Origin of the sequence: Acidisoma cellulosilyticum (assembly GCF_020621385.1) — a bacterium.
Taxonomy (GTDB): domain Bacteria; phylum Pseudomonadota; class Alphaproteobacteria; order Acetobacterales; family Acetobacteraceae; genus Acidisoma; species Acidisoma cellulosilyticum.
The window spans coordinates 680,077-689,597 of the sequence record NZ_JAESVA010000002.1; the positions used below are offsets into that span (position 1 = coordinate 680,077).

Below are 9,521 nucleotides of genomic sequence, written 5' to 3' on the forward strand. Positions count from 1 at the left end.
GCGGATGCGCAGAAGCTCCCGTCGCATGAGATCAATTCGGTCAATCGCGCTCGTCTCAGTTATGGTCTGCCACCTTTTCGATTGACTGCTAATATGCTGGGGCGGGCTGCGTTCTCCGAACCCCCGGCACCGATCAAGGTCACCCCGTCGGTTGTTGTCCCCGCTCCGGCGCAACCCCAAAGCCTCGGTGAGCGGCTGCAGGGCATCGCACGCCGTGGTCTCGCCGACAACCAGCACGATAGGACGCGCGCCAAGACCATGGTGCTGAGTGCCATTCGTCATGATCCGAACATGCTGTGGGAATTCTTCGCGCCATTTCAGGACGCTGCCATCAATGCGTTGTTCCATCGCGTGGCGCCTGAACCCGCCCGTCTCCCGCCCCGTCAGCCCGAATGCCGGCCGGCGCCTCTGCGGCCGCGGCCTGTTGCGGCAATGGTTGCTGCTGCCGGTGTAGCGGCGCAGAGCCTTCTCGACACGTTCAAGATCGGGGGGCGCCCCGTCGGCGATGTCACACCCAAGGTCGCAAATGCCTGGGCGCTTCAGAACGAGCGCAACGCTCGCTTCGTGCGGCTGCTGACCGCGAACTTGCCGACCGACCAGCCGATCCGCAAATTCCGTTCGGCCGAGGATGCGCAGCGCTGCCTGGCGGAGGCGAATGACCATGACTGATACCGCGATCCGCGGTGTGCGGGATGGGGCCAATTTGGTTCTGAGTACCATAATAACTACGCCCCATCCCGCAGAAATCGAGAGCGGCGCCATGTCGCAGCTCGAACGGGGAAGCGTCCGAAGCGAAGATGCGTATCTTACATCTCTTGACGCTTCCCCACCTGATCAGATCGGTGCCGATCATTCGGTGACCGATGGGAGGGGCCGTAGATATATTGAAACCCAATTGGTCTATGCCTCTCCCGAAGAGATCGAGCCTGCATCTTCAGGTTCGAAGGGATCGGGCCACGGTTCCTTTGGCGGCCTGAATACCGATGCCCGGTCCCAAGCAGATGATATCGAACGCGATGATGCCGCATTCGACGGGGCGCTCCCGATGGGACTTGCAAGTCAGTCAGTAGATGAGTGCCCCACACCTATCGGTCCGGCGGAGTCGTTGGGCCGCCGGAAGCGGGCCAAGAGTCGTTCGGTTGCCGATGAAATAGTGCCCGCTTCCGGGCTTAGTGACGGGGCCGCAACAGATGCATCCGCCGTTGATGTCCTGCCCCGCGGCGGGGAGGGCCATTCCATTCCTGATGATCAGAGTAGGCCTGCCCTTCCCGCTTCCCATGCTGTGGCCGATGGAGGCCTGCTCGCCAGTATAAGCCTGCCTCAGCAGCCTGTTTCTGAGGCCAATGGAGCTTTGTCTCCCGTTATAATGATGCCTCAGGGGTCGGGTGAGAGCCCGGCCGACAATGCTCGGGCCATATCCAGCTTGCCAACCAATAGCTCAGTGCCCGAGCTGCGACCGTCTTCGTCGGCGGTCGCCGCGATCGTCGGAGAACTGGTCGAGCTGCAGAAGCAGCGCCGGCTGTGCATTAAGACGCAGAGCCGGTTGGACCGGTCCATCGAAGCCTTCATGGCGCGGTTTCTTGGTTACGCGCCGGATATGGAGGCGGAAGCTTCGAAGGCTCTGTGGAAGCGCGTGCGCGCCGCCCGGGTGGCGATCGAAAAAGGGGGCCGTCCTGTCCGCGACAGCCATCATACAGCTGCCCCCTCAGCAGGCGGCGACGGCCATAGAGGCCTTGGAGACCCAGGTTCCTTTGCCCTCGCTGCCTGCGTGCCCATGGTGCTGCTCTCGGCACAGTCACGTGAGTCCTGGGATGTCCATCGCAAGAACGTCGAGAAGCGCATGCGCACCTTGGCAAAGGCCCTCCCGGCCTATCCATGGGCGCAGCAGGTGAAGGGCTTTGGGGATCTCGGCCTTTCGATCATCCTTGGCGAGACCGGGGACCTATCCCTCTATGCGACCAAAGAGCGCGTCTGGAAGCGGCTTGGTCTGGCCGTCATTGAGGGGCAGCGGCAAGGCCGCCGCACGAATGCGGAAGAGGCCGCTATCCATGGTTACAGCCCGTCACGCCGGGCCGAGCTTTGGACGATCTGCACCGACAGCATGTTCCGTCACCAATGGGCGGCCGAGAAGGATGATCGGGCCGCCGGTCCGAAGGGGCCGTATGGCGAGGTCTATGCACGGCGTCGGGTCAACACGCGGGAGCGCGAAGGTTGGAGCCTTGGTCATCAGCATGCGGATGCCTGCCGCGTCATGACCAAGGCGCTCGTCGAGGATCTATGGCGGGTTTGGAATGGAAAGGAGCCGTTGCAGTGAGCCCTGCTCGTCTTTGCCTTCTCTGTGGCTTTTCTCATTCGGGACCGCGCGAGTTTCGCACCCCCGCTCTCCAATCTGCCGAGCCTGCTCCTGTTGGTTGCATTTGCCCACCCGGCGCAAACAAGGAATGCGAAAATCAGGCGTGCCCACGGAAATCTCATAAGCCGATCGTCTTCGGGATTGACACTGCGTCGAAAGATTCGACGGCCTTCTCTCCTTTCGAAAGACAAGCCGATGGCCGATACATCTGGCTCGGCGATTATCCCGCTCCGGGCCAATGACTAAGTCGCCGGCAAAAACCGAAGGACGCGCTAAGGCTAAGGCGCCCACACCGCGCGCCGCCAACAAGACGCGTGCTGCCGCAGTCAAGCGGAAGGTCGTCGACCAGTTCACCCAGGAATTCGCCGACGAGTTCTGCCGACTTATCCGCGAAGATCATACGATCCGCGAGATCATCGCGATGCCTGGCATGCCGTCGTGGTCGACTATTCATGGATGGATGCGCAGGCACGCGAGCTTCAAGCAAGACTACCTTCTTGCGCGCGATGCATCCGCAGACATCGTCGAAGCCAAAATCATTGAGATATCGAAAACGGCCAAGGACAAGGACAGCGCGGCCGCCGCCCGCGTTCAGACATCGGCCTTGCAGTGGGTGGCCGGCAAGCGATCGGCTCGATATGGCGAGCGCGTCCACCATGACTTGCAGCACCTCGATAGGAACGGGAACCCAGCCGATCCCCAGGCCGTCGATATCGCCTCTCTGGCGATGGATAAGCTAACGACCGCTGAGCTCAAGATGCTCATCTATTTGTACCGAAAGATGGGCGTCATTCTCCCGCACGAACCACCACCCGAGACCATCGAGCATGACAGCGCAGGCGAGGTGCCTGCGCTAGATGAACCCCATGGAGATGAAGACAATGACGACGATTGATCCCGCCCAGGCTCGCTATATCGAAGACCTAAAGGCCCCCGAGCTGACGGCCGATGATATCCCCTTCGTGTCGTTCAACGCCGGGATGCTGACGCTGGTTCTGACGCGCCTGCGCCACGACAATGATAAGCAGGGAGAGCCAGTCCGCGTCGTGGTCGGGCGTGTGACGATCCCACGGCAGACCGCTGACACCATCGTCGGCAACATCAAGGCCTATCTTGAGAAGAACCCTCTGATCGCCAGCCCGCAGCCGGCGCCCATCACCTTGGATGATGATGAGTGTCTTCCGGTCCATCCCGGAACGTCATCCGTCAACTGACCCATTCAAGGGCCGAGGTTTATGATGGCAAAGCGAACACCAGCCAAGCCGCAGCTGGCGACGATCTCATTCGCCGTCGGCGACTTTGGCCCCATGATGGCGGATCCCGCGGATGGTCGGCGACAGGTGCCGGTGATGAGCCAGCACGGCGATGTCGATGTGAAGAAATACCACGGCGGCCGCCGCGCCTATCGCATCGCCATGCACGATCGATTGCTTGAGCGCGGAAAGATCACCGACCTGGAGCATGATTCGGTCGAGCGTTTTGTCAAGGATTGGTCCTTTATAGCTCGGTCCGGTCTTGGAAGCACCCTTGGTCAATTGGACGTCCGGGGATCTTCCGATGGGCCGGCAGATACGGTTCTGATCGCGTCGACCAAGGTTCGTCTAGCCACAGGCCGTGTGGGCGCCTGGCGTTTCCCCATCCTGATTGATGCGTGCTGCGAGGGAATGAATGGCTCGGCCATGGCCAGGAAATACCTTGGTTCAGACAGCGGTGGCGCGCGTGATGGAATCGAGAAACTCGCTGTTGAAGCAATACAGCTTCTCCACGGAGCGAAGCTGAAGTTACCCGTTGACGAATAGGCAAATAAGTACTACGAAATTCTAGACTAGTTGACCTGCCTTCAAGATCGCAGGTGAAACTCAGCAGGCCCCGTGGACATCCTTCCAGAATTGATGGTGCCGAGCACTGCGCTCCTGGGCGCATGCAAAAACCTCTGTGAGCGTTCGCTCTATGAGTTTGTCCAGCACTTCTGGCATGTCGTTGAACCAGCCGCTGAATTCGTAGAGGGCAAGGTTCTAGAGGTCATTTGCGATCATCTAGAAGCAGTCACATACGGAGATTTTCGCAAGCTTATCATCAATGTCCCGCCAGGATGTTCTAAGAGCCTCATTACTTCCGTATTCTGGCCTGCCTGGATGTGGGGGCCGGTCAATAGACCGAGCATGCGTTTCATCAACGCGTCGTATTCGGTCTATTTGACGGAGCGCGACAACGAACGCTGCGCGAGAATCATGACATCGCCAGAATATCAGAGGTATTGGGGTGATCGTGTTAAGCTTTCCAAGATCGGCGTCGGCAAAATTCAGACCAATCATACGGGATGGAAGTTCGCCACTTCGGTAGAAGGGACGACAACTGGCGAGCGTGGCGATTTCATCATCATAGATGACGCCAACAATCCTAAGAAGTCAGAGTCAAAGGCCATCAGAGACGCAACCAATCTCTGGCTTACCGAAGTTGTCCCAACTCGCCTGAACAATCCTCGTAAGTCCGCAATCGTCAATATTCAACAGAGGACGCACGAGGAAGACGCTACCGGGACGCTTCTGAAGTTCTGGGAAGACTGCACGCATCTGATGCTTCCGATGCGCTATGATCCGAACCGACATTGCGAGACGGAGATTGGTTTTTCCGACTGGCGCACTGAAGAGGGGGAGTTGCTCTGGGAGGCGCGTTTTCCCGAAACGGCCGTGCGAGAGTTGGAGCGCATGGGGCCGTATGCGGTCTCGTCCCAGCTGCAGCAGTCTCCGGTACCGCGAGGCGGCGGCATCATCCAGCGCGACTGGTGGCAGGAGTGGCCACATCGAGAGTCGCCGCCGGTTGAATTTGTCGTCGCCAGCCTGGACACGGCGATCAAAGAAAAGGAAGAGAACGACTATTATGCGCTCACCGTCTGGGCGGTGTGGTTAGATCCCGACACGGAGACGCCGAAGCTTCTCATGCTCAACGCATGGAAGGAGCGCGCTACCTTGGCTGAGATCGTTACCCGCACGGTGAATACCTGCAAGGCGCTTCGGGTCGATCGCTTGGTCATCGAAGACAAGGCCAATGGCTGGGTGGCGCAGCAAGAAATTCGGAAAGCCATCAAGTCCAGCGGCCATAAGTTCGGGATCACGATGTTCGACCCCCGTCGCTATGGTGACAAGATGGCGCGCCTGCTGTCGGTGCAGCATCTGTTTTCTGAGGGGCTGGTCTATGCCCCTGTCACCATCGACCCGGCCGGCAACACTAATTGGCGCGAATGGGCGGAGATGGCGATCGATGAGATCGCGAACTTCCCGCGTGCAGCGCACGACGATATTACGGACTCGACCTCCATGGCGCTCCGGCACTTACGAGACATTGGCTTTGCACTCAGCAAGGTTGAGCATTCTCGGGCAGCAGAAAGCGATATGGCGCATAGAAGTAAGAGCGAACCGCTCTACCCGGTGTAGGGGCTGACACATCCAAAAGCCGACAGCGCCCGGCTTCGAAGGGCCGCCACGCTAGCCGATCTCTCCCCTACGGGCGCCCATCCTGTCGCCTTCAGGAGACGCGCCTCATCTCAGGAGGTCGGCATGCGCAAACCCAGTGTCGGTGAAAAATGGGCGGGAATGGCGGTCAAAGCGCAATTCGCAAGGGCTGATTTATGAGCGCAAGCCTTGGGGATCTGGTCCCCGTCATCGACATTCAAGGCGATGCTGGCAGCGTTAAGCCGGAGGTCCGCCGCGCTGGCGGGCTGACGCTCGTTTCGAATGACGGGGATGTCGAAATTAATATCGGCCCCGAGGAAGACGATGGCTCCGATAGTTCGTCAGATTTCGGCGAAAACCTAGCCGAGACGCTTAATCACGGCATGCTGCAGCGTGTTGCCAACGAGTTGCTGACCGATATCGACGCCGATGATCGCAGCCGGACGGGCTGGCTGGATACGCGCAACGAGGGTTTATCGCTACTTGGGCTCGAAATTCAGGCGCCTGGCAGCAGCGCGGCCACAGGCGGCGCTCCCCTCGAAGGTATGAGCAAGGTCGTCTCGCCCCTGTTGCTCGGGGAAGTTCTGAAGGCCCAGGCTACGGCGCGCGGCGAGTTGCTACCGTCCGACGGGCCGGTGCGGGTGATCGACGAGAGCACCTATGGCACCGGCGAGCGTGACGAAATTGCCGATGCCCTTGAAAAGGACATGAACACCTACCTGACGCGGGTGGCGACGGAATATTACCCGGATACCGACCGGATGCTGTTCTATACGGCGTTCGGCGGCTCGGGCTTCAAGAAGATCTTCAACTGCCCGCTACGGCGCCGTCCGGTGTCGGAAAGCGTCGATGCCGCCGATCTGATCGTGAATGCTGGAGCGACCGATCTCGCCAATGCACGCCGTGTGACCCACCGCATTCCGATGCGGGAATCGATGGTCAAGCGCATGCAACTGGTGGGCGCCTATCGGGATATCCCGCTTGGACAGGCCAATTATATGGCAAGCCAGGTGCAGGAGCGGCAGGCCCAGATCGAGGGTGTCGATCCAGTCTCCCAGCAGCCGCACGACCAGAACCGCACCATCTTCGAGACCTGCTGTGAACTGGACCTTGGAGAGGGTCCGGACGACATGCCGCTTCCCTACCGGGTGACGCTGGACAAAGATTCGTCGCAGATCCTCGAAGTGCGCCGGAACTGGCGCGAGGATGATGATCTCTACATCGCCAAGAAGATGTATGTCCGCTATCCCTACATCGACGCCATCGGCATCTATGGGATCGGCCTGCTCCATCTGCTGGGCAATACGTCAAAGGCCATGACCGCGGCGACGAGAGAGCTGCTCGACGCCGGCATGTTCGCCTGCTTTCCTGGTTTCCTCTATGGCGAGAATGCATCGCGCCAGACGACCATGGATATCCGGGTGGCGCCTGGCACCGGCGTCAAGATCGAGACCGGTGGTGGAAATATCAATGAACAGGTCATGGCGCTGCCCTATAAGGAGCCCTCTCCCGTCCTGATGCAGCTTGTGCAGGCGCTCGGCTCCTCATCGAAGGAGCTTGCCGGATCCGCGGAGCTTCCGGTCGGCCAGAGCCAGGCGAATATGCCGGTTGGCACCATCATGGCCATTTTGGATCAGGCGACCAAGCCGATGTCGGCGGTCCACAAGCGGCTGCACGCGGCCCAGGCTGAAGAATTTCAGATGCTGGTGGATCTCTTCCGCGAGGACCCCGAGGCATTCTGGCAGCATGGCCAGCGCGGCATTTACGAGTGGGACAAGGAAACCTTCATCCAGGCGCTTGATACCTTTGAACTCGCGCCGGTTTCAGACCCCAATGACCCGACGCGAACCCATCGCCTGATGAAGGCGCAGGCGCTGAAGACGCTCGCGCAGATGAACCCGTCAGGGTACGACATGAACGCTATTGATTCGCATATCCTGCGGATGCTTGGTTTCTCAAATCCCCAGCAGTTCTTTGCCAAGCCTGGGCCGCCGCCGCCCAATCCGGCGCTGCTGACCCTGCAACTCAAGCAGCAAGAGTTGCAGCAGAAGGCTCAGATCGCTGAGCAGGCGAATGCCACGAAGCTGCAAGAGACCCAAATGCGCGCCCAAGAAGCGGCGGCCGATCGCGCTTCGGAAGAGCGCATCGAGGCGCAGCACATGCAGACAGATAGGATGCGGCTTGGGGCCGAACTCGCAACAGACGGCATCGGGGGTCTGCACAAGACTGCCGAGGTCCGGGCGCAAATGGATGCGGCCGCGAGCGAGCCGCCTGCAGGCCAAGGAGGCCAGTTCTGATGAGCTACAAAGCCGAAGCGAAAGAGCATGCTGCCCGCCGGGTCGATCGCATTCGAAAGGCCTGCGGCGGTGGTGCCGATATGAAGCGAGTGGCAGACAAGGAGGCGGCGAAGGCCGTCCATCGCCACGAAGAGCACGAGCATGGCGGCGAGCTCACCAAGTTCGAGGGCCGAGCGGCCAAGAAACGGCTGGACCGCGCCGGCTACAAGAAGGGTGGCGCCGCCAAGTCCAAAGGCACCGAGGTCAATATCATCATCGCCGACAAGGGCCAGCAGCCCGGCGGCGCGCCGATGGGGAGCATGCCGTCCGCCATGCCGCCGACAGCGGCAATACCCCCGCGTCCGCCGATGCCGCCGCAGGGCATGCCGCCCGGTACGGGTGCGCCGCCGATGGGTGGTGCTGGCCCTATGCCGGGCGGACCGCCTCCTGGCGCGATGATGCCGCGCAAGCGCGGCGGTCGGGCAGAAAAGGCCGATTATGATGCTGGTGCTGGCTCCGGGTTGGGTCGCCTGGAAAAGGCGCGGCGCTACGGCGCGCGTACCTGATGAGCAACGAGCTTGACGATAGTGCCGAGGAAGCCAGGCGCGTCATATTTCATGTGCGAGAAGATATGAAGCCTCTGGTCAATAAGAGCGGAGATAAAGCCTTCGACGATTCTCTTTGCGCCGTCTTCAAACGTCTCGATGACTATGTGAGCCAGCGTGAAGAGGCGTTGCGTGCGCATTACGTCAAGCAGCTGAATTCAGACTGATGCTAGTCGACCCGGACAAGTTCCACACCCGCCCGGCGCGCGTTCTCGCCCGGAAGATCATCCAGGAAATCGAAAAGCTTAAAGAAGCCGGCATCGCTAAGGCGAGCGAAGCGCCGCACGAACATGCGCAACGCGTCGGCACAGTCCTCGGTCTCCGTCTCGCCGTGAAGCTTCTCGAAGAAGCAGAAAAAGAGACGGTTGCCGCTCATTCACCCCAAAGCCAGTGAAGGGATACCATGTCATCTGTATCGAATAGAGGCGTCCTGCGCATGTCGCATGAGGATGATCCTCGCGAAAAGCTTACGAGCCAACTGGGCGATATCTCGGAGATCGAGATCTTCAACAACCAGATCCTCGTCGCGCTTTATGAGCGGCCCGAGAAGACGGCAGCTGGTCTATTTCTTCCCGACAAGACGCGGCAGGAAGATCAGTATCAAGGCAAGGTCGGCTTGGTCGTCAAAAAGGGTCCTCTCGCGTTCGAGAATGATGCCCGCAACGACTTCCAAGGGCAGACCGTCGAGATCGGCGACTGGATCGTCTTTCGGGTCCAGGATGCTTGGCCTTTGGCGGTCAATGGTCCGAAGGAACAGGTCAAGTGCCGCATGATGGAAGATGTGCATGTGCGGCTTCGCATCTCCTCTCCTGACGACGTGTACTGAGGAGATCGG

The 9,521-nt window shown here is 60.0% G+C and carries 11 protein-coding genes; all 11 read left to right on the plus strand.

Annotated features, from left to right (window positions below):
- Window positions 1–93 precede the first annotated feature (93 nt).
- The 11 genes from ACELLULO517_RS07700 to ACELLULO517_RS07750 all read left to right on the plus strand — a co-directional run bounded on the left by ACELLULO517_RS07700 (window position 94) and on the right by ACELLULO517_RS07750 (window position 9,512).
- Window positions 94–669 (plus strand): hypothetical protein, encoded by a 576-nt coding sequence (locus ACELLULO517_RS07700; RefSeq protein WP_227306716.1) that lies wholly within the window; start codon window positions 94–96, stop codon window positions 667–669.
- A complete protein-coding gene (locus tag ACELLULO517_RS07705; RefSeq protein WP_227306717.1) occupies window positions 662–2,314 on the plus strand; it encodes a hypothetical protein in 1,653 nt (550 codons plus the stop codon). The genes ACELLULO517_RS07700 and ACELLULO517_RS07705 overlap by 8 nt, the downstream gene beginning before the upstream one ends.
- 277 nt (window positions 2,315–2,591) lie before the next feature.
- The gene (locus tag ACELLULO517_RS07710) at window positions 2,592–3,248 is read left to right on the plus strand and encodes a terminase small subunit-like protein (RefSeq protein WP_227306718.1); all 657 of its coding nucleotides are present in this window, start codon (window positions 2,592–2,594) and stop codon (window positions 3,246–3,248) included.
- Window positions 3,235–3,567 carry a hypothetical protein gene (locus ACELLULO517_RS07715; RefSeq protein ID WP_227306719.1) on the plus strand — a complete coding sequence of 111 codons (333 nt, stop codon included), beginning with the start codon at window positions 3,235–3,237 and terminating at the stop codon, window positions 3,565–3,567. Before ACELLULO517_RS07710 ends, ACELLULO517_RS07715 begins: the two co-directional genes overlap by 14 nt.
- A gap of 24 nt (window positions 3,568–3,591) precedes the next feature.
- Window positions 3,592–4,152 (plus strand): hypothetical protein, encoded by a 561-nt coding sequence (locus ACELLULO517_RS07720; protein ID WP_227306720.1) that lies wholly within the window; start codon window positions 3,592–3,594, stop codon window positions 4,150–4,152.
- Window positions 4,153–4,224: 72 nt separating this feature from the next.
- Window positions 4,225–5,787, plus strand: a complete 1,563-nt coding sequence (gene terL, locus ACELLULO517_RS28875; protein ID WP_227306721.1) for a phage terminase large subunit — start codon at window positions 4,225–4,227, stop codon at window positions 5,785–5,787.
- A gap of 194 nt (window positions 5,788–5,981) precedes the next feature.
- A complete protein-coding gene (locus tag ACELLULO517_RS07730; protein ID WP_227306722.1) occupies window positions 5,982–8,102 on the plus strand; it encodes a portal protein in 2,121 nt (706 codons plus the stop codon).
- Complete coding sequence (locus ACELLULO517_RS07735) at window positions 8,102–8,647, plus strand: hypothetical protein (protein ID WP_227306723.1); 546 nt, start codon at window positions 8,102–8,104, stop codon at window positions 8,645–8,647. The genes ACELLULO517_RS07730 and ACELLULO517_RS07735 overlap by 1 nt, the downstream gene beginning before the upstream one ends.
- Entirely contained in the window at window positions 8,647–8,853 is a 207-nt protein-coding gene (locus tag ACELLULO517_RS07740; protein ID WP_227306724.1) for a hypothetical protein, read from the plus strand. Before ACELLULO517_RS07735 ends, ACELLULO517_RS07740 begins: the two co-directional genes overlap by 1 nt.
- The gene (locus tag ACELLULO517_RS07745; RefSeq protein WP_227306725.1) at window positions 8,853–9,080 is read left to right on the plus strand and encodes a hypothetical protein; all 228 of its coding nucleotides are present in this window, start codon (window positions 8,853–8,855) and stop codon (window positions 9,078–9,080) included. Before ACELLULO517_RS07740 ends, ACELLULO517_RS07745 begins: the two co-directional genes overlap by 1 nt.
- 9 nt (window positions 9,081–9,089) lie before the next feature.
- Window positions 9,090–9,512, plus strand: coding sequence for a hypothetical protein (locus tag ACELLULO517_RS07750; protein ID WP_227306726.1), 423 nt, complete (start codon window positions 9,090–9,092; stop codon window positions 9,510–9,512).
- The last annotated feature ends 9 nt before the right edge of the window (window positions 9,513–9,521 follow it).

What these genes read in the sequence shown, in the direction of transcription:
- ACELLULO517_RS07745 (WP_227306725.1), top strand. Translation starts at nt 8,853, where the DNA reads ATGCTAGTCGACCCGGACAAGTTCCACACCCGCCCGGCGCGCGTTCTC.
- ACELLULO517_RS07730 (WP_227306722.1), top strand. Translation starts at nt 5,982, where the DNA reads ATGAGCGCAAGCCTTGGGGATCTGGTCCCCGTCATCGACATTCAAGGC.
- ACELLULO517_RS07720 (WP_227306720.1), top strand. Translation starts at nt 3,592, where the DNA reads ATGGCAAAGCGAACACCAGCCAAGCCGCAGCTGGCGACGATCTCATTC.
- ACELLULO517_RS07740 (WP_227306724.1), top strand. Translation starts at nt 8,647, where the DNA reads ATGAGCAACGAGCTTGACGATAGTGCCGAGGAAGCCAGGCGCGTCATA.
- ACELLULO517_RS07700 (WP_227306716.1), top strand. Translation starts at nt 94, where the DNA reads ATGCTGGGGCGGGCTGCGTTCTCCGAACCCCCGGCACCGATCAAGGTC.
- ACELLULO517_RS07715 (WP_227306719.1), top strand. Translation starts at nt 3,235, where the DNA reads ATGACGACGATTGATCCCGCCCAGGCTCGCTATATCGAAGACCTAAAG.
- ACELLULO517_RS07750 (WP_227306726.1), top strand. Translation starts at nt 9,090, where the DNA reads ATGTCATCTGTATCGAATAGAGGCGTCCTGCGCATGTCGCATGAGGAT.
- ACELLULO517_RS07705 (WP_227306717.1), top strand. Translation starts at nt 662, where the DNA reads ATGACTGATACCGCGATCCGCGGTGTGCGGGATGGGGCCAATTTGGTT.
- ACELLULO517_RS07710 (WP_227306718.1), top strand. Translation starts at nt 2,592, where the DNA reads ATGACTAAGTCGCCGGCAAAAACCGAAGGACGCGCTAAGGCTAAGGCG.
- ACELLULO517_RS07735 (WP_227306723.1), top strand. Translation starts at nt 8,102, where the DNA reads ATGAGCTACAAAGCCGAAGCGAAAGAGCATGCTGCCCGCCGGGTCGAT.